The organism is Sorangiineae bacterium MSr11367 (assembly GCA_037157805.1).
GTDB lineage: Bacteria > Myxococcota_A > Polyangia > Polyangiales > Polyangiaceae > Pendulispora > Pendulispora rubella.
Map to the genome: position 1 here is coordinate 13132771 of CP089983.1, position 23986 is coordinate 13156756.

Consider the following 23986-nt stretch of genomic DNA (forward strand, 5'->3'; position numbering starts at 1 on the left):
AGATCAGTTCCGCGCCCTCGTCCTCGTGCCGACGCAGGCATAGGCAAGGGCGATTCGCGGCCTCCCATGTGGGAATGATCACGGCCCGCTTGATTCTCACTCCGCCCGCGCGAGACGGCCCGAGCTCCACTTCGAGTTCGGCACCGGCGATTGGGATCCCCAAGACCGAAACAGAGACATCGAAAGGTAGCGTCTCACCGCTTTCGAGGAGAGCCTTTCCAAAGCCCCGCTCCGGATCCATTTCGAGCACCCGTGCACGCATCGCTCCTTTATTGTCGCTCGCCGTTCTCGTGTCAAACGCCAAAGCGGCCGCGTTCTTGCTGATTTGTCGTAGGGTGATGACCGATTGTGTCTACGAATGATGCGTGTTGGTACGGTATGGCGCGAACCGCGCGGGCTTGAAAGCTCAGGAGGAAGCTGGCAGCCTCCTTTCTGGACATGAACGAATCCGATCAGCTCGCTGCACCCATCCAACGTCAGGCCGGCGTGGGGTTTGCCGATTTCACAGTGATCCGGCGTTTCCCGAAAATCGCCGCCACCGCCGTCGCGTCCCTTCAGGGCGATCCGAAGGTGCAGTGCGCGATCGAAACGCTCGTGGCGCAGATCATCGCGGGCGAGCGCGTGGATACCTCGGTCATGGCGCGGCCGACGCCGTTCTGGTCGCGCTACCTGGATGGTCTCGCGCAGGCGACGTGGGCGGAATTGCCGTTTTTCGATATCGAGTTTCTTTTCTATCATGCGATGAATTCGCTCGCCGGCCACTTCGACGAGGGGACCGACGTCTTTCGGATCGTGCGCCGCGAGGCACGCGAGGTCGCACTCGAAGCATTGGCCCGCGCTTCGTTCGATATGAAGGCGGGAATCGCGCAGGCGGTGTGGCTCGCCTTATTGGCCAATGAAGCCGACTATAGCCAGTTGGTCACGGGACGTGGTGACGCGTCGACCTGGGCGGAGCGCATGGTGGTGGATGCTCGCCCGGAATTGCTTGCGGCCCTCGCCAATCCGGTCCGCGTGACGGCGCCCATCCATCTCATCGCGGACAACGCCGGTGCCGAGTTGCTGGCGGATCTCGTCCTTTGCGACACCTTGCTTGCATCCAGCGAGAAGTCGCACATCGTCCTGCATTGCAAGCCATGGCCGATGTTCGTCTCCGATGCCCTTCCCGAGGACGTCGACGGCTCCATCGATGCGCTTCGTGCGCACACCTCGAGCGATCTCCGCGCGTTGGGCCTTCGGCTCCACGAAGCACGGGCCACGAACCGGCTTCGCGTGGAGAACCACGTGGCGTGGGGCGAACCCCGCCACTTCGACGCGCTGGACGCAGGCCTCGTCGACGCGTTGCAAACTGCGCGTGTGGTCATCGCCAAAGGCGATTTGAACTACCGCCGCTTCTTGGGCGACCGCGCATGGCCTGCGGAAACCCCGGAATCCATGGCTTCCCGCACCGTGCCGTTCGTCGCGTTTGCGCTCCGCGTTCTCAAATCGGAAACGCTGGTCGGCGTACCAAGCGACGTGGCGACCCGCGCCGCCGCCGCGAACCCCGACTGGCGAACGAACGGCAGCTACGCCCTCGTTCAGCGATTGGGGCATGATCATCGTGCCGCCAACGACGCCATCACTGAATAACGTCGAACGACGCGCGTCTCGCTTCCACGGAGGTGAGACGTGCACATGGTCCAACGCTTTCTTTCCTTGCTCGGTGTCGCTCTCGCGACGAGTGCCGCCATCGCGGCCTGTTCCTCGGATGAAAGCCCCTCGGGAGGAGGTGGGGGCTCCGATGGCGGCCCGGACGCCGCCCTCGACACGGGGCTGAACGACGCGGCCAACGATGCCGCGCCGGGCGACGCAAGTTCGAATGGCGACGCGTCGGACGCGTCGTCCACGTCGGACGCAAAGCCTGGCCCGTCCGGGGAAACCTGCGCCGAGGCGATCGATATCACCGCACAGGTCGACGCCAACAAGGGATTCACGGGAAAGGCCACCGGCGCTGCCGACGACCCGAGCACCTGCACCGACAAGGGGCGCCGCAAGAGTCACCTGACATTCACGGCGAAGCCCGGCAATTATCAAATCCTTTGGGCGTCGGACAGCCCGCCCAGCGGCCCTTCGCAGCCCGATGCGACGGTGGACGTGCGGACCGCCTGCCAGGCCAATGCGAGCACCGAGCTCGCGTGCGAAGTGCGCGCGGGATTCATCAATCCGAAATTCGGCGTCTCCAAAGCCGGCACCGTCCATCTCGTGCTCAACGGTGACTGGTTCGCCCCGGGATATACGATTTACGTCAGACGCATGGGGGCATGTTTCAGTAGCAACGATTGCTCCAATTATTCGTCGCAGCGAACCTGCGATACGGCCACCGGCATTTGTGTGCAATGATGCGAAATATATTTGCATGTTGTGTCGCTTTTTGGCGGATTCGCAAGCAAGCTACAACGCCATCACGTCCTTTTGGGCCATCGACCCGCAGCATGCGTGGATGGCGGGGTACACGAACGTCATCAACGACCGCGGGCGGCTCCTGCAGTACGACGGAACGCGGCAGGACGGCGGCTCCAAATGGAAGTCCGTGGAACTCTTCCACGCCCCCGTCCCATGGGGGGTGGACTCCCTTTACGTGGCCGCGGCCGACGACATTTGGATTGGCGGACTCGATATGCTTACCCATTGGAACGGCACGACGTGGACCAATGTGGCGCCGATCAAAGATATGTACTTCATCGACCTATGGGGTTCGTCCAAATCGGATATCTGGGCCACGGCGGACGATTCGCCATACACGGCGAAGGTTCGAAAGGTCTTCCACTACGACGGCGCACGCTGGACGCAGGCCTCGGTGGAGGGCGGACGCATCTGGGGAACCAGCGCCTCGGCGGTATGGATCGTCAATGCGAACGTCCTCCAGCGCTGGGACGGCAAGGCCTGGACGTCGTCCCCCATGCCTGCGCAAGCGAACGTGCGCAAGACCTGGGGAACGGGCCCCAATGACATTTGGACCGTGGGCGACGGCGGGCAGATTCTGCACTACGACGGCGCCAAGTGGACCCAACACGAAAGCGGGACCACGCACGACCTGAAGAGCCTCTGGGGCACGGGCACCGGCGACGTCTTCGCCGGCGGCACCCATGGCACCATTGTTCGTCGAAGGGCGGCGAACTGAATCCAGGGACTACGCGACTATTTGCAACCGAGAGCCTCGCTCCGTTTGCGCGCGGCCGTTGCCGTCGTGGAGCGAGGTTTGGCCTCCCCCCATCGCTCCAGCACGATGCCGTATTCTCGGCATGCGGCGTCTTTGTCGCCCAGCCGCTCCTTGGCCTCGCCCATCCATTGATGCGTGCGCACGCTGGCGAAGGGTTGCTCCAGTACGTGGCAGTTTTGCGCCATCGGTTCGAAGAGCTGCGCGGCCTCGGCGTCGTCGGCGCCGGTCGTCAGTGCAATGCGCCCTTGAAACGCATCGGCGAGAAGACCCAGCGAGAGCGGCTGCTCGTGCGAACGGCCTTGCGGCAACGGCGGCGGGCGCATGCGCCACGCCGTGGCGGCAAGCTCGCGCGCATCGGATTGGTCCTGCCAGTAGAACGGATTGAGCGCGGCACCCCAGCGAAGACCCCACGCCTGCTGCCGGCTCAAGGTGGAGAGCGCATTTTTCTCCCACGTCTCCGACAGCTCCACCCACCGCTCGCGGGAAATTTTGCCTTCGCGCAGCAGCACCCCGAACATCGCCGGCTCGTACGGTGTGGTGATGCTGAAGCCCTCCGTCCAGGCATCCCTGCGCCGTAGGAATTGCTCGGCGACCGCCGCCGCCTCCGCGCTTCTACCGGTCTCCGTCAAGAGCTCGACCTGCATCGACGCCGCCCGCGCGTGATCGAACAGCGTGGCCGATTCCTCGACGCCCGCGATCAGCTCCTTGGTGAGCTCCTCCATGGACACGAAGTTCCCATAGAACGCGGCGAGCGATGCCCGATGGTAAATGTACGTCGCGCGCTGGCCTTCGTCGGGGTGGTTGTTGTGCCATTGTTGAAGCGCCGTCTCCACGGCCTCGATGGAGGCGCCCTCCGAGGCGAGCGTGTTGGCCAAGTGCCGGTACGCACCGGAGCTCGTGGGTACGTTGCTGATCCACTTCCGCGCCGAGGTGACCGCCTCGCTGCATTGCCCGCGCAGGCTCTGGATGCGAATGCGCTCGAGCAGGCACTCCCCCGAGCCCGGTGCCACGTTCATGCATTGATCGATCGCCTGCATCGCCTCGTCGTGTCGCCCGAGCCGCGAGAGCGCGCTGGCCATGATTTGCATGGCCTCGCCGTACTTCGGATCCACCACGATGGCCCTGCGCGCGAGCGCCACGCACCGTTCGAGCTGCGTGGTGTCGAGCGCGAGAAACCCGTGGATCATCGCGGCCAGCGCCAAAATTTGCGCGTCGCGCGGGTAGCGTTCCACCGCGGCATCGAACCTACGCGCCGCCTCCTCGCGGTTGGCCGGCTCGGAGGCCACGAGCGGCGTCCACGCATCGAGCAGCGCGCGATCGCGCTCCGAAAGGGCATCGCGCATGGAGATGACCCGGCGGAACTGCTCGCGCTCTTTGGTCACCGAGTAGCGGAAGTACGCGGTGATGAGCAGTTGCAGTTGCGCCTCTTTGCACTCCGGATCGGCCCCCACCGCTTGCTCGAACGCGGGACGCGCGAGCTCCCACGTGGCCTCACGCTGCGACACGAGCCCGCGGCGGTAATGGATCTCCGCCGTCTTGTTGCACGTGGGGGACAGGGGAATGGCGGTCACCGGCATGTCGATCGCCCCCGAGGCCGCGATCTCGGAAGACGGCGTGTCGCGGTTGCGCCCACATAGCTGCAAGGTGCCCGCCGCCACGGCGATGGCCCCCAGCACGGGGAGCCACATGCGTGGCGATCGCCACCTTGCCAGCCGCTGCGGTTTCGTAGCGCGGACCATGCCGTGGATCCCGAGCAGACGTGGATCTGCCAGGGCGGCCACCACCTCCTCCATGGAAGCGTAGCGCGACTCGGGGCGCATGGAGAGGGCGCGTGCGATGACCTGTGCCACCTCGAAGGGCACGTTCGTGAGGTGTGGAGACGTCGGCGTGGGAAGCTTGCCGGCGAACAGCTCGTAGGCCACCACGCCCCACGCAAACTGGTCGACCGGCGCATCCACCGCCTCACCGCGGACCTGCTCGGGGGGCATGTAGCCCGGCGTTCCCACGTGCGCGCCGCCGAAGTCGAGCACCTTGACGATGCCGTTGTCGTCGCAGATCAGGATGTTGTCCGGCTTGATGTCGCCGTGCACGAGCCCCTTCTCGTGCGCCGCCGCCAGGGCCCGTGCGACCTCGATCATCCACGCGAGCTTCGTCTCGACCGATATCGCACTTCCCACGAAGGTACGCAGAGGTCGCCCGTCCACGTACTCCATGGCGATGAATGGCATTCCCTCACGCACGCCCACATCGTGGATGGCCACCACGTTGGGATGCTCCAGCGCGGCCGCGATGCGTGCCTGCGCGATGCTGCCGACGTCGTGGCGAAGGACCTTGAGCGCGACGCGCCGTTGCAATCGCAGATCGAGGGCGCGAAAGAGTTCCCCGGTGCGTCCCGAGGCGATGCGCTCCTCGAGGGCATAGCGCGTTCCGAAGACGGCACCCGGGCGCAACGCGATCTCGAGGCGCTCTTCCGAGACCGCCGTGATATCCGTTTCGATCAAACCGTCGCCCTTCATCCTTCCCTGCCAGGATACATCATGGCTGCGCAACGAGCCTGTGCACGTCGGCGTGTGGAGCTCGTGCCGTGTGTACAGGCTGCGCTCGCTGGAGGGTGTGCCCCATACACCACGCAGCCGCGCGAATTCGGGCGAGGGGCAGGACTAGCGCTCGATGGCCACGAAGAGCGAGCGTCCCAAGGCCATGGCCCCTCCGACCTGCGCGAGTTCGTCGAGCGTCGCCCGGAGCTGATGGGCCATCGAAGGATCTTTCCAGTCACCGCGCTCGGACGATGGCACCTTCGCCAAGTGCGTCTCGCGCCATCGTGCGGCGAGGGCCTCGAGGTCTTTTCCGTCCAAGGCGCGGACGATCGCGCGGAATCGTTCGGGGGCCGGCAACACCCACGGCCCATCGTCATCGTTCGCCTCTTCGTCCGGCGCCGTCTCGTCCTCGGCGTCCGCGCACCCGAGCAGCGCGGCCAGCGTATCCATGGCGGCATCGCTCGGAAGCTCGCACGCGGGGTACATGTCGAGAAGCTCGTGGATTCCGTCTTCTTGCACGAGGGTGAGAAGATCGGACGCCGGCCCTTCGGCCGCAAACAGGATGGAGTCGGTCATCGTAGAGCGAGGTCCCCGGCGAAATGTACACGCCACCGGGCTGCGCTCCTAGAGATCTCGCCGATCCCATCCGTACGCGACGCCTGCGCTCGCGTTGGGCCTATTTGGTTATGGCGGCTCCGCGCACCCGATGGCCGTGAAGCGCGCTCACGCGTGACGGAAGCACAAGGTGCCCCACTGAAATCCGGCGCCGATGGCCGACAAGATGTACGTGTCGCCGGGCTTCAACCGGCCCTGGGCGAAGGTCTGGTGCAACGCGGTGAACATGCCGGCGGCGCCGGTGTTGCCGAGCTTGTCGAGCGTCACCGGGGCTCGGTCCATCGGAACCCCGAGGTGGGTCATCGTTTCGGTGAGAATGTTCAAGTTGGCTTGATGCAGAAAGAAGTGCGTAATCTCGCCGATGGGCAATTGGGCGCGGCGCGCGGCGTTGGCGATGCTCTCGGGCAGGTTCGCCGTCGCCGTGTTCCAAACGGCGCGCCCGTCCATGCGCAGATAATGGCGTCGGTCGGCGATGGTGGCAGCGCTGGGCGGAACGCGGGAGCCGCCGGCCTGGATCTCCACGTCGTAGGACAATTGGGAGCCATAATCCCACGAGAGCAACCCCGCACCCGAGCCCGAGGCTGCGCGGGTGACCACGGCGGCGGCCGCGGCATCGCCAAAAAAGATCCGCGTGACACGGTCCCGGGGATCGGTCACCCGCGACGCGCAGTCGGCGGCAATGACCAGCACAGTCTCCATGGCGGGACTCTGCAGCAAATGGGCGGCGAGGAGCATGGCCTGCACGCCGCCCGCGCACGCCGCCTGTGTTACGTCGAAGGGAAGGGCACGCGGCGCACCGAGGGCATCCTTGATGATGAGCGCCGTCGATGGAAGCGGTTGATCGTAGGTGTACGTCGACACCACGATGGCGTCGACGTCACTCGCCGGCATGCCTGCCGCTTGCAGGGCGCTTCGAGCGGCGGCAATTCCCATGTCGGAGGTGGCCCGTTCCGGGGCGAGCCAGCGCCGCTCGCGAATGCCGGTGCGGCGTACGATCCACTCGTCCGACGTCTCCAACGTTTCTTCGAGCATCCGATTGGTCACCACCGTATCCGGCAGATGCACCCCCGTTCCGGATACCGTGATGGATACCGGTAGTCCGTATTGCCGCGCGCTCATTCGAAGGACTCCCGTGTCGTGTCGCGCTCGGGCGTGATCAGCTCGTTGAAGTCGACGTAATAGCGACCGGATGCGCACGGCTGGTCGAGCAAAATGCGGCGGGCTGCATCCGCGGTCAGCGCACCACCGAGGGCCACCCCGGATGCGAGTTGCGGCCAGCTGCTCAACGTTCGCCCGAGCTGACCAAACGATGCCGCGAGCTCGGGGCTGATTCGTTTGGCGTCGACCATTCGCAAAATGAGGGCGACCTTTTGCTCGTGGCTCAGACTCGAAAGGTCGCGCGACGAAATGTTGCCCACGAAGCCATGGAGCAGCGGCCGGCCGGGTTCGAGGTCGAAGCGCTCGATGTCGAGCATGCCTCGGTCGTTGCAATCCATGACCACGGGGATACGCAAATCGCGGGCGTATTCGCGGGCCGCGATTTTCACGAACGGCGTGTCGCATTCTTCGACGAGCAGGTCGATGGGGCCACGGCCCCCGCAGAAGAAGTCGGTCATGTTGGCCTCGGTGAGGCCCTGGGGGTAAATCTCGATATCGATGTAGGGATCGATTTCGAACATCTGCCGGGCGCAGATGACCGACTTGTTCACGCCCAAGTCGTGCACCCCGGCGCGCAGCCGATTGAGGTTCGACAGGCTGAAGTCGTCGAAGTCGGCGAGCTTGTACGCGCCGCCGATCCCCTCGAGAACGAAGGTGAGCGCGGACGCGTTTCCGACCGACAGCCCGACGATGCCGATGCGAAAGCCAAGGAGGTGGCGCTGCTCGGGACGCTCGAGTTTTCCGCGATTGCGATCGGTGCGCACCAGGCGAAATTCCTCGCACGGGAGCAGATGCACCAGCCGCCCCGACCACGGGTACCACACCCAAGTTCCGTAATCCGACGCATCGACACCCGCGAGCTGCTCGGCCTTCTTCCGCTCCAGGGCCTCGGCATCGAACCGTTCGCCGGGTTCCCGGCTGCGAATCAACTCGGTGAGTTGGGCATCGATGGTGTCATGCAGTTCGCGCACCTCGCCGGATTCCCGCAGCGCATTCAACGCGTGCCGTTGGTCTTGCTGTGCGGGCGCAAAGAGGACGGGGCGCCAACTGGCCGCGTGGACCGGAATTTCACGCTTCGAGGGAGGGCGCGGTCCCGCGCGGCCGGCGGCGGCGAGCGCGGGAAATTCTTCACGCAATCGCGCGACGAGCTCCGTGTATCGACCGGCGCCGTCGGCGGTGCGGTAAAACATGAGAACCACGTCCTCGGTGTAGTGCTCGACGTAGCGGCGCGTACCGGGCACGCTTCGGAAGGCAAATCGCTCGTGGAAGTGGTCCTGGCCGTCTTTGGTACCCGACGTCCCGATCATCGCCTTGGCCCCGAGAGACTGCGCGGCGGCGATGGCCAGAGCATTCAAATAGACACCCAGCCCCAATTTGCGAGCCCGGTGTTCGACCACCAGGCGGCTATGTTCGAAGGTCTCCTCGAGAGCGAATCCCTCGGAACGCAGGAATTCCTCATAGCGTTCGCTGCCGAGAAACGCGCGCGATTGGAACAGATCTCCCGTTGCCGGCGTCGACAGGCGAATGTATCCAAGCGGGGGCCCCTCGGCTTCGCGCCGGGCGATGAAGTGCCACGCGCCATAGTCGAGGTCTTGGTCGTCGATATGCGTTCCGTCCCGGTGCTGAAAGGCGGGTCGGCGCCCTCGATCGAAGAGAACCTTGGCGCGAAGAGCCCGTATTTCGGTCACTTGATCCGCATTGGCCGATGGACGGCGCGGCACCTGGAACGCGGTGACATACCACTGCGCCGCGGGGGCGTCTCCGCGGCCATCCCGCGGCCGCTCCGGTGCTTCTCGAACATCGTCATCCGCCCGATGCGATGAATAAATGATTCTCGGGATTGCCCCTGATTCCATAGTGCTCTCGCAAGTACCCGGTCGTTCGGGCTCATTTGAACGATTCATGACTTCGTGCCTCGCGGGGGTGGAACTCACCGCTTTCGCGATCTGCTTTCATCACAATTTGCCATTTTGGTCGAGTGCCTTTAATCCAATTTGCGACCATGACGATGAATCCATGATTCGCCGGATGCACCGAACTCATGGCGCTTGCGTGGACTTCATTTTGTCCGCCCGCGACCTCGTTCAGGGGCGCGATGGCCGTCGCGGGACAGGCGCACGTCTCACGACCGGCCGATTCTCACCGGGGGTGCCTTGCGCGCAAATTGGATATTTCAAGAAAGCTTAATCGGATTTCATTCGTGGCCAGGCGCCCCCCCCCGGAGCCGGTCACAGTTCCCAGCGCTGATCGTCAGTGAGTTCGTACGCGAGCCCCTTGAGCAGCGCGTGGGTGTAGAAGACGATGGGCGCCGAGCCCTCGGCCTTGAGGAGATCGCGAAGGGCCTCGAGCGAGCCTCGCTCGGTCCCTCGTGTGAAGATGTTCTTGTCGATATCGAACTCCCCGCCGAGCACGCCTGCGGTGGGAAGCTGGTGCCGTTGCCGGAGGATGGCCAGCATCGGAACGGTGAGCCGCGCCTCTCCAGCGATGCCGCCCTTTCCGTCCTTGACGACCACCGCCGCGACGATGTCGCTGAAGTCGTCGTCGTCCTTGCCGAAAATGGTGAATTGCCCCTTGGTCTCTTGGCGTTCGCGCATGCGGGGAGCTTACCGCTTCGGGCGCCGATCAGGTAGAGCGCTGTACCGACGGCGGTACATCGTACCGTCCGACACGGTACATTCGTCCGTAACTCATTGGTTGAATTCGAGCGCATTTTTGCAATCGACGAATGAGATTTCGACGGCACGACACTTGTTATGGCAACGAACATCGCCGAGTCAGTCGGCGATCGTGCGGCTCAGTTGAATTGCCGGCCTTGTCGGCAATGCAGTTTCGCCTATGCGAGCCATACGTCGAGGCTCTTGGTCCTAGATTAGGGAGCGTGCAATGAACAATGTGACGATATTTCGTGCAATGCTCGCGGCCGTGGGAATCTTTGGGGCTCTGCCGGGATGCGGCGCAGACTCGAAGGTCGAAGACGTCGAGTCCACCAGCAATGAATTGGTCCAAAAAGATGAAGCAGCAGGCGGACACGAGGCGATACTGTCGAGTGCCTCGTTCACGCGGTCATGCATTGGAACATTCTACGAGCCGTGGGACGGCCGCCCGATCCTCTACGCCGATGCCGCGTCGTGCAAGCGGATCGATGGCTCGACCACCGGGCGGAGATCCTGGAGCGCCCCTCCCGGTTCCGCGGGCTGCGCAGGGGACCTCTCCAACAACAATGGCAATCTGCAGTGCAATCAGTAGCTAGTATCGCGCTTACTTGAATGGGAAGTCCCGAGCGGCGGGCGCGGAAGTTCGGCGCCCGCCACCTCGCTGCAGCCCGATGAACATCGGGGTACGCGCCCGTCGAATAATTCGTACGCCGCCGGACGTCGCAATAGGCACTAGCCGAAATGGCCATACCTATTTCGTTTTCAAATGGTGCGGACTCCATTAGTCAGTGGCCATGCCCACGGCCGAGACGACGGGACGATACACGTTCGACAACGATATTCCCGCTGCGGCGGAGCAGCTCGATCACCTTGCGGAGCTGTTGGATCCGCACAGCCAGCGCGTGTTGGCCAACACCGGTGTGGGACCCGGTTGGCGATGTTTCGACATCGGCTCCGGCGCGGGGACCATCGCCACCTGGCTCGCCGGGCGAGTTGGCGCGGATGGGTATGTCGTCGCCGGCGATCTCAAGCCGCACCATGTCCCTGCGCACCATGGGATCGAGGTGCGTCGCTTCGACGTGCGCACCGACGAGGTCCCGGCGCACGCCTTCGACGTGATCCACGCGCGGTTGGTGCTCATGCACCTCCCGGAGCGTGAACGCGTTTTGCACCGGCTCGCCCAGGCCCTCGCGCCCGGCGGGTACTTGGTCATTTCCGACTTTCATTGGTCGACCGCCTCCGATCTCGTTCTGCATGCTCCCAATTCGGGCGATGAGGCGCTCTTCGACCTTTTCAATCGCACGCTGGCCGATATCGCGGTCCGCAACGGTGCCGATCTGACGTGGGCGCGGCGCATCCACGCGACCATGCGCGCCGCGGGCCTCGCCGAGGTGTACACCGAGATCGACGTCCAGTCGTGGGCCGGCGGCCAGTCCGGGTGCTTGCTCGATCGGGCCAACTCCTTTCAGCTCGAGGGCCAGCTTCGTCGCGCCGGTATGAGCCACGGCCAGCTCGAACAGGTGCGCGCCCTCCTGCTGCACCCCGACTTCGTCCGCCTTTCGCCGCTCCTGCTGACCAGCGTGGGGCGAAAATAGAACATTCCGCGCATAGCGTGCGCGACCGTTGAGGCGCTGGCACGCCGTTCCTTGACCTTTTTCTCGGCATCGCGAAATTTGGGGGCCGCCCACGGCGAAGTATGGGCGGTTTCGGATGAATATCTCGGCCCCGTTCATCCAGCGTCCCATTGCCACTTCCCTCATGGCGGCGGCGGTGCTCCTGGCGGGAATCGTCGCGTTCCTCTTTTTGCCGGTCGCGTCGCTTCCCCGCATCGACTACCCAACCATCAACGTGTGGGCGAATTTGCCCGGCGCGAGCCCGGAGACCATGGCGTCCGCCGTGGCCACGCCGCTCGAACGGCGCTTCGCTCGGATTGCCGGCATCACCGAGATCACCTCGTCGAGCAGCCTCGGTAGCACGTCGATTCAGATGCAGTTCGAGCTGGGGCGCGACGTGGATCGTGCTGCGCGCGATGTGCAGGCGGCGATCAACGCGGCGGCCGGCGAATTGCCGGCCAACATGCCGTGGCGGCCGGGCTACTGGAAGGTGAATCCATCGGATCCGGCCATCCTCGTCCTCGCGGTGAAGAGCGATACGCTGCCATTGCCGCAGGTCGCCGATGCGGCCGATGCCGTTCTGGCCCACAAGATTTCGCAGGTGCCCGGTGTCGGGCAGGTCTTCACCGGGGGCGACGTGCAGCCTGCCGTGCGCGTGCAGGTCGATCCCGTCGCCCTCGCGGGAATGGGGCTCGGCATGGTGGACGTTCGCCAGGCGCTCGAGCAAGCGACGGTCGATCAACCCAAGGGCGCGCTCGGCGATGCCCAGCAAGCGCACGCGCTGTCGGCCAACGATCAACTCTTTGGTGCCAAGCAATTCGAGCCGCTGGTCCTGGCGCATCGAGATGGGGCGACGGTGCGCCTCAAAGACGTTGCGCGGGTGATCGACGACGTGGAGGACAGCCGGGTCGCGGGGTGGGCGAATGGTAAGCCGGCCGTGCTCATTTTCGTGCGGCGGCAGCCGGGGGCGAACATCATCGACGTCATCGCGCGGGTGCGGGCCATGTTGCCACGTCTCACGGATTCGCTTTCGCCGGCCATCGACGTCAGCGTGGTCGCAGACCGCAGTCAGACCATTCGCGCGTCCGTGCGGGACGTGGAGCAAACCTGGTTCTTGAGCGTGGGCCTGGTGGTGCTGGTCGTCTTCGCGTTCCTGCGCAATTGGCGCATGACCGTGATCCCCACCGTGGCCGTACCGCTCTCCATCGTGGCGACGTTCGGGGTGATGTACCTGCTCCATTACAGCTTGGACAATCTGTCCCTGATGGCGCTCACCATCTCCACTGGTTTCGTCGTCGACGATGCCATCGTGGTGACCGAAAACGTCACCCGTTACATCGAGCTTGGCGACTCACCGATGCAAGCCGCGCTGAAAGGCGCACGCCAAGTTGGCTTCACCGTCGTCTCGATCACGGTGTCGCTCATCGCGGTATTCATCCCGATTTTGCTCATGGGCGGCATCATCGGTCGCCTCTTTCGCGAATTCGCCGTGACCTTGAGCATTGCCGTTGCGGTCTCCGCGGTGGTGTCGCTGACCTTGACGCCGGTGATGTGCGCGCGCCTTCTGCGGCCGAAGCACGAAGAGACGCACGGCCCTCTCTATGAAGCTTCCGAACGCTTTTTCGAGCGGATGCTGAACGGCTACGCGCGCGGGCTGCGTTGGGTGCTCGGGCACCACCGGCTGACGCTGTTCATCACCTTGGCGACCCTCGGCTTGACCGTCGCGCTCTACGTCATCGTCCCGAAAGGCTTCTTCCCGCAGCAGGATACGGGCTTCATTTCCGGATTCGTCGAGGCTGCACAAGATACGTCTTTTGCCGTCATGCAGGAGCGCCAGGCTCAGGTCGACGCCATTTTGCGGGCCGATCCCGACGTTGCGCAGAGCGTATCCTTCGTGGGCGGCGGGGGACCGGTCAACACGGGGTCGGCGTACGTGGCGCTCAAACCGCTCGCCGAGCGACAATCGTCGGCCGACGAGGTGATCGCGCGGCTGCGCCCGAAGTTCGAGCGGATTCCCGGCGTCGCGGTTTACCTGCAAGCGAATCAAGACGTTCGCGTGGGAGGACGATTTTCGCGGACGCAATATCAATACACGCTGCAGGATACGAACCTCGAGGAGCTGCGCGAGTGGACGCCGAAGGTGGTGGAGGCCTTGAAGAAGCTGCCCGAGGTGCGCGACGTGGCGAGCGATCAGCAGATCGCCGGCCTCGAGATGGCATTTGCCATCGATCGCGATACGGCGGCGCGCCTGGGCGTTTCACCCAGGGACATCGACGACGCGCTTTATGACGCCTATGGGCAGCGTCAGGTCGCCATCACCTACACCCAGGTGAATCAGTACCGCGTGGTGATGGAGATGAAGCCCGAATATCTGAAGAATACGGACGGTCTCCAATCGATTTACGTGCGCGCCGCCGATGGCAGCCAAGTTCCGCTGGCCAGCTTGGTCACGCAGAAGGTGCGGCCCACGTCGCTGGCCATTCCGCACCAAGGCCAGTTCCCCGCGACGACCGTTTCGTTCGCGCTGGCGCCGGGCGTGGCCCTCGGCCAAGCCGTGGATGCCGTTCACCGCGCCGAATTAGCCATTGGCCTGCCCCCGAGCGTCCATGCCGATTTCCAAGGGACGGCGCAGGCCTACGAATCCTCGCTTTCGAGCCAGCCGGTTTTGATCATGGCCGCGATCTTCATCGTGTACATCGTCCTGGGGGTGCTCTACGAAAGCCTCGTTCACCCGATCACCATCCTTTCCACCCTGCCGTCCGCCGGCGTCGGCGCGCTGCTCGCACTGTTGGCGTTCAAGACGGAACTGGGGGTGATTTCGATCATCGGGATTATTCTTCTCGTCGGTATCGTGAAGAAGAATGCCATCATGATGATCGACTTCGCCATCGAGGTGGAACGCGACGAGAACCTTTCCGCGCGCGAGGCCATCTACAAGGCGAGCGTGCTTCGTTTTCGTCCCATCATGATGACGACCATGGCCGCCTTGCTGGGCGCCTTGCCCCTTGCCTTGGGCCACGGCATGGGTTCGGAACTGCGGCGTCCATTGGGCATTGCCATCGTCGGCGGCCTCCTCATTTCCCAAGCGTTGACGTTGTTCACCGTTCCCGTGATTTACCTGTACATGGACCGCTTCACCCGTCGAAAGTCGCACGCCCTCAAAGCCGAGGCCGAGGCCGAGAGCGAAGCCATATCGATGGCGATTCCATTTTCGACCCGCTCCGAGATCGACCTTCCGCAGTCGTGAGCGCCGTCGCGCCGAATGGTGCCGTCGAACGGACCTTGACACACGAAGAAATGCCCGCGCACCATGTACGTGGCCGAGGGCATGCCTGCATCACCTTTGCATCAAGCTTCCGAGCTCGAGACGTCGCGGATCGGGGCCGTCGTTCAGAAGAAATACACCATTGAACGACTGCTCGGGTGGGGTGGAATGGCGGCCGTTTACGCGGCCAAGCATCGCAATGGCCATCGGGTGGCCATCAAGTTCCTGCACGAGCGCTTCGGGGACGATTCGACGGCGCGCCGGCACTTTGCACGCGAGGCGTATCTCGCCAACGGGGTAGGACATCCCGGCGCCGTTCCCGTGATCGACGACGACGTGGACGAGCATGGGGCCGCATTTCTGGTGATGCCACTGCTCGAGGGGGAAACGCTCCGCGAACGGTGCCGTCGGGCCGAAGGCCGCCTGCCCATCGCGGAGGTGGGACGGATCCTGTCGGAGGTGCTCGACGTCCTGGCCAGCGCGCACGCGAAGGGCATCGTCCACCGCGATATCAAGCCGGAGAATATCTTCATCACGGTGGGCGGTGAGATTCGCGTTCTCGACTTCGGAATCGCGCGCCATACCGATGGAGATGGGGCGGCGACCTTGACGGGCCCCATGATTGGTACGCCCGCGTTCATGCCGCCCGAGCAAGCCGTGGGAAACAGCGATGCCATTGGCCCGCCGAGCGACTGCTGGGCGGTGGGGGCGACCATCTTTGCGCTTCTTTCCGGGGAACACGTTCATGTGGCCTCGAACGTGGGGGCGCAGCTCGTGGCCGCGGCGACCCAGCCTGCCCGCTCGCTGGGCGACGTGGTGCCCGAGGTGCCGGCGTCGATCGTTCGATTCGTCGACAAGGCGCTCGCCTTCGATCCGCAGGCGCGCTGGCCGTCGGCATCGGAGATGCGGGCTGCGTTGCGCGAGGTGTTCGAGGGCGCTTTGGGTAAGCCGCTGGACACTGTCGCCATCGAGCCGTCGCCGCCGGTCGTGCCGAGCGCCCGCGGGAAAGGTGCCGTCAAACCTAGAAACCGCCGCGCATGGGCGATGGCCCTTGGGGCGGTGGTTTTGGCCATCGGCGGGGTGTTCGTCGGGCCGCGACTCGTTTCGCGAGGGTCGTTGTCGTCACAGCCTAGCGTCGCGGAACCTGCTTCGAAGAACCCCGAGGCACTCGTTCATCTCGAGGCGGGCCTCCAGAGCTGGCGCGATGCGTCCCGTGCGGCCGCGGGCCAACGATTCGAACAAGCGCTCGCACTCGATCCGGGGTTGGTCCAGGCGCGTCTTTATCTGTCGCTCCTCCGTGCGGAGGCCGTCCAGGAGACGCATCCGGCTCACCAGGCCGCGTCGTTGCAACGTGACCGATTGGGCGCCCGTGACCTTGCCTTGCTCGAAGCGTTGGCGCCCGCGGACGACATGGCGACTCACCTGGACAGGCGCGCGAAGCGTCTGCTCGAAGCCCGAGAGCGCTTTCCATCGGATTGGATGGTGCTGCTCGTGCTCGCATATACCTACTTGGAAAAGAACGAATACGCGAAGAGCTTCGAAGTCTTGGATTCAGTTATCGCTCGCGAACCATCCCTGGCGCTCGCATGGGCCATCAAAGGATTCGCATTGGCGTTCTCGGACCAAACTGTGAAAGCACGCGACGCGTGGAAGGAATGCATGCGCATTTCACCATACGCAGACGGGTGTCTCCAGGCGCTCCTCATGCTCGAACAGAACGAAGGATCATGCGTCGAATCCGAGAAGCATGCGCGTGCACTCCTCACCCTCCCAGGGGTCAAGAGCATGTGGGGGACACGACTTGCGGGCGCCATCGTGGCGCGCGGAGGGCCGATGGAGAGTGCGCGGGAGGTTCTGGACCGCGTAAGCAATTCCTATATCGAAAAGAAGGCCGCATTCTACGTATTGGCGGGCGACTTCGACGCGGCCAGGCGCGAGCTCGATGCGCGGGAACCGGAGCTTACCAAGGACGCATTCGAGGGCAGGCACGAATATTTCGCTCAACTGCAGTTTTCCTTGGCCATGGAGCTCGGGGACCGTGCCCGAGCGGCTCGTCTTGCGTCGGCCTACCAGGCGAAGCGCGAGGCGTGGCTCACATCGTCCGAGGCTCAAGGCGAGATTCTGGCGTTTCGCATGCGGTACATGGCCGGAGGGCTCTCGCGCGACGATTTCGAGCAGGGGCGCAGGCTTTGGCTCACGCGCGTGCCGCCATACATGCAATTCCTGCGTGACAAACATTTCATGTGGATCATCTCCCATGCACTCGCCGTGAGAACGCGTGAGGATGCCGACGACGCTCTGCGCGCGCTGCCGGAGTATTTGCCCATCAGTCCCCCGTTCGCACGCGACGCTCAGGTCGATCAAGCGATCGGTCGCACGTACCTCATCTCGGGCGATGCGGAGAAAGCGATTCCCTATCTCCGTCGCGGTGCCGCCTCCTGCAACCTATTCGAATTCCCCTTCGAGAACACGTGGGCCCATCTCCAACTCGGCGCGGCGCTCGAGCAAATGGGCGATTTGCCGGGGGCATGTGCTGCGTACGACGTCGTCCTATCGCGTTGGGGTAAGGAGCCGCGGAGCGTCTCGGCCCGGACTGCGCGAACGCGCCATGTAGCATTGCGTTGCCCCGCGTCGACTCGTTGACCGGAACGCACCGGCTCGCCTACCGATACACGCGATTTGGGTGACGGAAACGCGGAGGACCCCCCAATCACCGTGGGAGGGCCGCGTGGTCCTGCCATCGATCGGAGGGTCGGCCCATGGACCTCGTGGCGACTCGGGAGGGTGATGGAGTTCTCACCTCTTGGATTTCTTACGAACCGTCGGGAGTGATGTTCCAGTCGGCCACCGTGTTCCGCGATGGAACCGTGGGGCCGCTTATCGTCTACGGACAAGGGGGTCCGCCGCAATTCAATATTAGGATGTCTCATCCAACAGGCGCACCTGGGAAGTACTCCATGTGCGCATTCAACGGCTTCTCCAACGGAGGTCGCCCCGTCAACGGAGTCGGTTGGTGCGGCAATCCCGGTCCCGTCACTGGAGCGACGAGCGATGCGACCTGGCCGGCCCTGTCCCAGGAGGGTGATCTCCTCGCGTGGTTGCGCTACTCGGACAACACGGTCGTTGCCGACGGCGTCGCGCTGGGTGGGAAGGGAACTTCCGTTGCGGCGGGATTCGATGGCACCTCGTACCACGTCGTGTGGGCCACGGATTCATCGCCAAAGATGTTGCTCGAGCAACGCCTCACGCCGGACAAGACGCTCGTGGATCCCGTGCCATTGCCCATTGCCTCCGGGGTATTCGATGGATTCGCTGTGACGTGTCCGGGCGGGACGTGCACCGTCGGGTTCGCGGACAAAGACGGATTGGCGGCCGCGCGCTTGGCCTCCGGCACCGGTGGCGTCGGGCCACGCATCCCGCTGGCGCAAACGCCGCGCAACAACGAGACGGTTCCTCGTGTCGTGGCGGGGCCCAATCGCGGATATCTCGCGATTTGGAAAGATAACCGAACTTCAAACGACCCGCTTTACGCGGTTCGCGTGGGTGCAGACGGCCGCGTGCTCGACGCGCAGGCGATCCACGTGGCGGACCGGGCCTACGCGTTCAGCGTTTCGGCGACGAGCACCCATTACGTCATTGCGGTGCCGCCCTCGAACTACACGCCCGACGACCCGCTGCGCATCCTTCGAATCGACGCGGCCACGGGGGAGCTCGTCGACTCTCCGCTCACGCCCTCCAACGGGTCGTCGCGCTACCTGCCTGGCATTGCTTGCGGCCCCAGCGAGTGCCTCGTGACGTGGTACACCACGCTTCCGACCCCCGATGGCGGTGCGCGCGAAAGCGCGATCGTCGGGCGGCGCATCGACGCGCAAGGCGCCACCATCGGCCCTTCGTCCTTCGTCATTGGAGCGGGCTTCGGTGATGTTTCGGTGGCTCGAAACGATGCCGGCATCTACCTCGTGGGTTGGCAGAACCTGGCGGCCCGTGTCGACGGTGCCACCGGAAATGTCCTCGATCCAACCCCCGCTCTCCTTACAGCTCACCGACAACGCGCTGCCGGTGGCATCCAATGGCACGGATTTTCTCGTCGGCGCGAGTACCGGAAGAAGTGTCGTGCGGGTCACGGCCACCGGAAATGTGCTCGATCCCACGGGCATTCCGATCCAGAGCCATGGCGCCGGCGCGAGTTTGACCGCGCTGAGCGGAAATACCTATTTCCTTACCTGGCATGAATCGCGAAATGGTCAATGCGGTATCTACGGGGCGGTCCTCGGCGCCGACGGAAGCGTTACGCCGCCCACGGGGGCGCCCTACGTCACGGACGCATGCCCGGTGGATCCGAGCGTACCGTCGTGGGGGGCGAGCTACCCTGCCGTGACGAGCCATCGGGACGGGCAGGCCTTTCTTGCCTTCGTGCGGAATGAGGGAAGCCAGCGCATTCGCGCCATCCGAATCACCCCGGAGCGGTGAGAGCGTCGCCCGGCGTCGCGACCTTGGTTACATCAATGTAAGGTATTATCGAGGCTGCCAACTCAGCCCTTGGCAGCCTCGGCACACCGCCATCGGCGGCTTCCACGTTGGCAACATCTTCGGGATGAGTGTGAGTCCTTCAATTCGCGTATTTCTCTGGTCCGGGGCCGATCGAAGCTAGCAAACCTACGCGATCCATCGATCGAACGATGACGAGCCCATGTTGCGAAACGAAGCGCGCAAAAATGCCACACTTCGTTTTTGAACGATCGTCCTGCCATGGTGCGTTGTCAGTTGCGTGTGCAGGCATTCATCGAGAACGGATTCCCTCGGCACCTAGTGCGATAAATGCGTACTTGAAATTCGGCTATTAATCATTTCTGCGATTGAGAATCCGTTCATCCGGTGTTAGACCCGGGAGTTCCAGTGCTTCGTGACTCACGTGCCCGACCGTAGAGCGGTTGTGGGCGTCGCGTGGGGCGGGGTGGCCGTTTCGGCCTCTCGCTGGATGCAGCATCAAACGGCCTCCCCTCGTGGAATCGATTTCATTTTCGATTGGCGCGGCGGGAAGGCTCCACCCGCACCCTCACTGCAAAGAGGCAATCCATGCGCACCACGACCCTGTCCTGCTCCATCGCTCGCTCGACCGCTCTACTCGTAGGTGTATCGCTTTTCGTAAGCGTTACCGCGGGCTGCGCCGCCGATTCGGAATCCAAATCTTCCGAGCCCGAAGTCACGGGGACCACGGCGGCCATGTCTTTCGACGCCTGGGAGAAGACCGTGCATCGCGAGGCCGACACCGGATACTGGATCGTCAATGGAGACGAGGTCATGACGGAGCGGAGCGAACTTCGCTCGTTCTACGAGAAATACGTGCAGAACGGCGCCCTGATCGTTCACGCCCCGGGCGGCACGGATGCGAAGTGGGACGACACGCAGAAGCTCAATATTACCTACTGTGTGAGCAAATCCTCCTTCGGAAGCCGCTACGACGCGGTGGTCAGCGCCATGAGCAGCGCCACCAACACGTGGGCCGGCGCCGCCAACGTCAAATTCGTCCACGAGAGCGGCCAAGATGGCAGCTGCACTGCCAGCAACGACAACGTCGTATTCGACGTTCGCCAGACGTCGGATACGTCGTATTTGGCCCGCGCCTTCTTCCCCGATGACAGCCGCGCCAGCCGCAACGTCCTCATCAGCACCAGCGCCTTCGGCGACACCGGCGTGTACACCTTGGCCGGCATTCTGCGGCACGAGCTCGGGCACACCCTCGGCTTCCGCCACGAGCACACCCGGCCCGAATCCGGCACGTGCTTCGAGGACGATCAGTGGCGTGAGCTCACCTCGTACGACTCCGCGTCGGTCATGCACTATCCGCAGTGCAACGGCTCGAACACCGGCGATCTCGTCCTGACCAGCAAGGATCGCCAGGGCGCCGTCGCGCTTTACGGATCACCCTGACGAACGCCAAAGGGGCGCACTGCGAGGTTAATCGCCGTGCGCCCTCATCGCTTGTTGATCAAGAATTGCTGCACCTTGCCGTCCATCGTTCGGAACATGATGGCCTCGAGCTTCGTGTCCCCGAACGTGAGGAGCACTGTGGCCACCTCCATCGCGCCGCGCTCGTAGGTCTCCTCGACGACAATGTCCGCGGGCATGCCGAGCGGGCGAAGGCGGAGGCTCGCCGCTTCAAGTTTGGCGTCGGAGAGGAACGCGTTGAAATCCTCCCCGAAGCGGCGACGATCGACCTTGCCCGACTGGATCTGGGCAAAAATGTCCCGGGCGACGTCGCGGGCCGATGGTCCGGCAATCGTCAAATCGGGCGGGCTGTGCGACTTGGCGAGCCGCGTGACGATCTCGTTGACCAGGCCGCCGGGAAATTTGTCGTCACGGTTGGAGATGGCCACCACGGCGGATCGCGTCCGCGGCACCAGGACGCTGTACGACACGAAACCCGCGTAGCTGCCGCGATGCCGTAAGAGCGTCTCGCCCTTGTTGTTGACGGCGACCCCAATGCCGCCGCCATAGGTCGTCGGCCGGCCGTCGGCGAGACGGCGCGCGGTCGTGAAAATCTTGAAGGCCTCGGGGCCGAGCACCTTTCCGCCCATGAGCGCGATATCCCATTTGGCGATATCGCCGGCGGGGGCGTAAATGCCGCCTTGGCCGAAGCTCCAGCCGCGCGCTTCCGGCGCGGCCGGCTCCGGAGGGCTGAGCGCGAATGACGTGTACCCGCGGGCAAGCCCCGGCGCCCCTTCCGTGGGCATATACGACGAGTGCGTCATTCCGACCGGGCGAAAGATGCGCTCGTTCAGCACCACGCCCAGCGGTTGGCCGGTCACCTTCTCGATGACGCGTCCGAGGATGGCGTAGCCTGTATTGCTGTACGACCACTGCGTTCGTGGTTCGAAATCGAGCGGCCGCTTGGCGTAACGTGCGATGGCCTCGTCGGGTGCGACGGGTTGCTTCATCTCCTGATCGACGTAATCGAGCGGATAACTGTCGTGGTATCCGGACACGTGCGTCATCAGGTCGTAAAGCGTGATGTCGCCGGCGCGCGTGAGATCGGGAAAGTATTTGGCGACTTTGTCCTCGAGCGACAACTTCTTCTCATCGGCCAAGACGAGAACGAGGGAAGCCACGAATTGCTTGCTGAGCGACGCGATGGCGAAGGCCATGTCCGGCGTGACCGGTACCTCGGGCGCGAGCTGGCCGTGACCGTAGCCCTTGTCGAGGACGATGGCTCCGTCCTTCACGATGGCGACCGACAAGCCGACGAATCCCTGCGCCGCCATCTGGCTGGTGATGTACGCGTCCACCGCCGCAACGTCGAACGGCTGCGAAGGTTGCGAAGGCGCCGCCGGCGCGCTGGTTTGCACGGGGGGCGGTGCGTGGCAGGACACGGCGCCGATGGCGGCCAAGAGGACGAGCGGGAAGGGGAGCCTCATGCTCGCCGGATACTAGCGGTATGCAGCGCCCCTGCCCGAGAGAACTTGAAGGGGCGGCCTATTCCGCGACCGGCGCGACCGGCGTACCGAACCAGCGGCTCAATGCCTCGGAAAGCGCGATCGTGCTCGGCGCGACCCAGGCCACGTAGCCGTCGGGGCGGATCAGCACCGCTTGGACGTCGGCCGGCCAGCCCGCGTCGCTCCGTGCGGCCGGGGAGGCGCGGACGAAGTCCACGCGATCGATCCAGCCCTTGGCCACGGGGCCAAAGTCCCCGTCTGCGACGAGAAGTACGCCGCGCGCCGGGTGGAGCAAGTCGGCCGTCGAGCGGCCGTCGGTGAGCTGGACGTGGGGCATGCGCCTGCCGAGCAGAGGATGCTCGCGCGAGCCCACGTCGTGTTGAATGGCGAGTCCGCTGACCATTCCCGACAGGTACCGACCGACCTCGGGGATCGCCACGAGCTCCGCCAGCAGCCCACGGAGCGGGTCGACCTCGCTGCCACTCAAGTAGATCAATCCCTGCGCCAGCGTATTGCGCAGGACCCGTGCGCCGACGGCGTGTTGTTCGGAGTGATAGGTGTCGAGCAGATCGGCAGGCGCCCAACCTTTGACGGTGGCGGCCAGCTTCCACCCGAGGTTCGCCGCGTCCGTGATGCCGAGGCTCAGTCCCTGTCCGCCGGCCGGCAAGTGGACGTGCGCGGCATCGCCGGCGAGCAGCACCCGACCCCGCCGGTACTCGGTGGCCTGACGGGTGGCATCGGTGAAGACGCTCACCCAACGTATTTCCGCGCCGTGCAGGCTTTCGCCCGTGAGCCGCTGCCATGCATCGGCAACCTCGTCGAAGGTGATGGGCTCGGTGCGTTCCTTTCGCGGCACGCCGCGCGGGCACACGATGATGCGGTCCACGCCTTCCGCGAACCGGGCCGACATGACCATGCCTTCGGGCACCCGCTCGCCGATGAACCTGGGGCGGATGTTGCGGCCCAAAATGTCGGCCAGGTACATCTCGCGGGTGGCGTCGGTGCCGGCGAAGTCGAACCCACCGAGACGTCGCACGGTGCCCCGGCCGCCGTCGCAGCCGACGAGGTAGTCGGCGGCAATCTCGAAGGGCCCCTCGGGGCCGTCGACGACCGCGACGACGCCGTCGGCATTGTTCTGGAGCGTGATGAGCTTGTGCTCACGTCGCACCGACGCGCCCAGCTCCTTGGCCCACGCCTCCAGCATCTCCTCGACCTTGTACTGCGGAACGCCGCGGGCGCCGAAATGCGACCCTTCTAGCACCCCGAAGTCCATCGGAATGCCTCCGAAATGGCCTTGCCGATTGAGCTCCACGTCGCCGAAGCGCCTCAAGAGCCCGCGCTGCTGGAAGATCTCGGTCGCCCGCGCCGTGAAGCCGAGCCCGCGCGATTCGCCGCTTGGCTCGCTGCGCGTTTCGACCAAGATCACGTCGACGCCACCCAACCGCAACTCGCCGGCGAGCATCAAGCCCACCGGACCGGCACCCACCACGAGAACGGATGTACGAACCATCGCCG

The 23986-nt window shown here is 64.4% G+C and carries 16 protein-coding genes; 9 read left to right on the top strand and 7 right to left on the bottom strand.

What is annotated here, in order from left to right; all coding sequences use genetic code 11:
* Positions 1-438: 438 nt before the first annotated feature.
* From LVJ94_51210 to LVJ94_51220, 3 genes are read left to right on the top strand one after another with little or no spacing between them, the layout of a single operon-like run.
* Positions 439-1626: a protein-glutamate O-methyltransferase family protein gene (locus LVJ94_51210; protein ID WXB05255.1), complete on the top strand. Its 1188-nt coding sequence runs from the start codon at positions 439-441 to the stop codon at positions 1624-1626.
* Between the two features lie 39 nt (positions 1627-1665).
* Positions 1666-2376 carry a hypothetical protein gene (locus LVJ94_51215; GenBank protein WXB05256.1) on the top strand — a complete coding sequence of 237 codons (711 nt, stop codon included), beginning with the start codon at positions 1666-1668 and terminating at the stop codon, positions 2374-2376.
* 16 nt (positions 2377-2392) lie between these two features.
* A complete protein-coding gene (locus tag LVJ94_51220) occupies positions 2393-3157 on the top strand; it encodes a hypothetical protein (GenBank protein ID WXB05257.1) in 765 nt (254 codons plus the stop codon).
* Positions 3158-3174: 17 nt separating this feature from the next.
* Here LVJ94_51220 and LVJ94_51225 read toward each other — a convergent pair whose 3' ends face one another.
* From LVJ94_51225 to LVJ94_51245, 5 genes are all read right to left on the bottom strand, one after another.
* Positions 3175-5712: a protein kinase gene (locus tag LVJ94_51225; GenBank protein WXB05258.1), complete on the bottom strand. Its 2538-nt coding sequence runs from the start codon at positions 5710-5712 to the stop codon at positions 3175-3177.
* Between the two features lie 144 nt (positions 5713-5856).
* The gene (locus LVJ94_51230) at positions 5857-6309 is read right to left on the bottom strand and encodes a hypothetical protein (GenBank protein WXB05259.1); all 453 of its coding nucleotides are present in this window, start codon (positions 6307-6309) and stop codon (positions 5857-5859) included.
* A gap of 147 nt (positions 6310-6456) precedes the next feature.
* Positions 6457-7467, bottom strand: coding sequence for a ketoacyl-ACP synthase III (locus LVJ94_51235; protein ID WXB05260.1), 1011 nt, complete (start codon positions 7465-7467; stop codon positions 6457-6459).
* A complete protein-coding gene (locus tag LVJ94_51240; protein ID WXB05261.1) occupies positions 7464-9362 on the bottom strand; it encodes a ThiF family adenylyltransferase in 1899 nt (632 codons plus the stop codon). The genes LVJ94_51235 and LVJ94_51240 overlap by 4 nt, the downstream gene beginning before the upstream one ends.
* A gap of 372 nt (positions 9363-9734) precedes the next feature.
* Positions 9735-10100: a hypothetical protein gene (locus LVJ94_51245; GenBank protein ID WXB05262.1), complete on the bottom strand. Its 366-nt coding sequence runs from the start codon at positions 10098-10100 to the stop codon at positions 9735-9737.
* Positions 10101-10389: 289 nt separating this feature from the next.
* Here LVJ94_51245 and LVJ94_51250 point away from each other — a divergent pair, with 289 nt between their 5' ends.
* The 6 genes from LVJ94_51250 to LVJ94_51275 all read left to right on the top strand — a co-directional run bounded on the left by LVJ94_51250 (position 10390) and on the right by LVJ94_51275 (position 20969).
* Complete coding sequence (locus tag LVJ94_51250) at positions 10390-10752, top strand: hypothetical protein (protein WXB05263.1); 363 nt, start codon at positions 10390-10392, stop codon at positions 10750-10752.
* A 202-nt stretch (positions 10753-10954) separates the two neighbouring features.
* Positions 10955-11755: a methyltransferase domain-containing protein gene (locus tag LVJ94_51255; GenBank protein WXB05264.1), complete on the top strand. Its 801-nt coding sequence runs from the start codon at positions 10955-10957 to the stop codon at positions 11753-11755.
* Positions 11756-11870: 115 nt separating this feature from the next.
* The gene (locus tag LVJ94_51260) at positions 11871-15020 is read left to right on the top strand and encodes a multidrug efflux RND transporter permease subunit (protein WXB05265.1); all 3150 of its coding nucleotides are present in this window, start codon (positions 11871-11873) and stop codon (positions 15018-15020) included.
* Positions 15021-15101: 81 nt separating this feature from the next.
* On the top strand, positions 15102-17681 hold the full coding sequence (locus LVJ94_51265) for a protein kinase (protein WXB05266.1): 2580 nt from the start codon (positions 15102-15104) through the stop codon (positions 17679-17681).
* Between the two features lie 314 nt (positions 17682-17995).
* Positions 17996-19270 carry a hypothetical protein gene (locus LVJ94_51270; protein ID WXB05267.1) on the top strand — a complete coding sequence of 425 codons (1275 nt, stop codon included), beginning with the start codon at positions 17996-17998 and terminating at the stop codon, positions 19268-19270.
* Positions 19271-20114: 844 nt separating this feature from the next.
* Positions 20115-20969, top strand: coding sequence for a M57 family metalloprotease (locus tag LVJ94_51275; protein ID WXB05268.1), 855 nt, complete (start codon positions 20115-20117; stop codon positions 20967-20969).
* Between the two features lie 44 nt (positions 20970-21013).
* On the opposite strand, the gene LVJ94_51280 is transcribed toward LVJ94_51275, so the two are convergent.
* Complete coding sequence (locus LVJ94_51280) at positions 21014-22453, bottom strand: beta-lactamase family protein (protein WXB05269.1); 1440 nt, start codon at positions 22451-22453, stop codon at positions 21014-21016.
* A 58-nt stretch (positions 22454-22511) separates the two neighbouring features.
* Positions 22512-23981: an FAD-dependent monooxygenase gene (locus tag LVJ94_51285; GenBank protein WXB05270.1), complete on the bottom strand. Its 1470-nt coding sequence runs from the start codon at positions 23979-23981 to the stop codon at positions 22512-22514.
* Positions 23982-23986 lie beyond the last annotated feature (5 nt).

Coding starts and splice junctions, on each gene's coding strand:
- LVJ94_51210 (WXB05255.1), top strand. CDS start 439: ATGAACGAATCCGATCAGCTCGCTGCACCCATCCAACGTCAGGCCGGC.
- LVJ94_51220 (WXB05257.1), top strand. CDS start 2,393: ATGTTGTGTCGCTTTTTGGCGGATTCGCAAGCAAGCTACAACGCCATC.
- LVJ94_51225 (WXB05258.1), bottom strand. CDS start 5,712: ATGAAGGGCGACGGTTTGATCGAAACGGATATCACGGCGGTCTCGGAA.
- LVJ94_51230 (WXB05259.1), bottom strand. CDS start 6,309: ATGACCGACTCCATCCTGTTTGCGGCCGAAGGGCCGGCGTCCGATCTT.
- LVJ94_51235 (WXB05260.1), bottom strand. CDS start 7,467: ATGAGCGCGCGGCAATACGGACTACCGGTATCCATCACGGTATCCGGA.
- LVJ94_51240 (WXB05261.1), bottom strand. CDS start 9,362: ATGGAATCAGGGGCAATCCCGAGAATCATTTATTCATCGCATCGGGCG.
- LVJ94_51245 (WXB05262.1), bottom strand. CDS start 10,100: ATGCGCGAACGCCAAGAGACCAAGGGGCAATTCACCATTTTCGGCAAG.
- LVJ94_51250 (WXB05263.1), top strand. CDS start 10,390: ATGAACAATGTGACGATATTTCGTGCAATGCTCGCGGCCGTGGGAATC.
- LVJ94_51255 (WXB05264.1), top strand. CDS start 10,955: ATGCCCACGGCCGAGACGACGGGACGATACACGTTCGACAACGATATT.
- LVJ94_51260 (WXB05265.1), top strand. CDS start 11,871: ATGAATATCTCGGCCCCGTTCATCCAGCGTCCCATTGCCACTTCCCTC.
- LVJ94_51265 (WXB05266.1), top strand. CDS start 15,102: ATGCCTGCATCACCTTTGCATCAAGCTTCCGAGCTCGAGACGTCGCGG.
- LVJ94_51270 (WXB05267.1), top strand. CDS start 17,996: ATGTGCGCATTCAACGGCTTCTCCAACGGAGGTCGCCCCGTCAACGGA.
- LVJ94_51275 (WXB05268.1), top strand. CDS start 20,115: ATGCGCACCACGACCCTGTCCTGCTCCATCGCTCGCTCGACCGCTCTA.
- LVJ94_51280 (WXB05269.1), bottom strand. CDS start 22,453: ATGAGGCTCCCCTTCCCGCTCGTCCTCTTGGCCGCCATCGGCGCCGTG.
- LVJ94_51285 (WXB05270.1), bottom strand. CDS start 23,981: ATGGTTCGTACATCCGTTCTCGTGGTGGGTGCCGGTCCGGTGGGCTTG.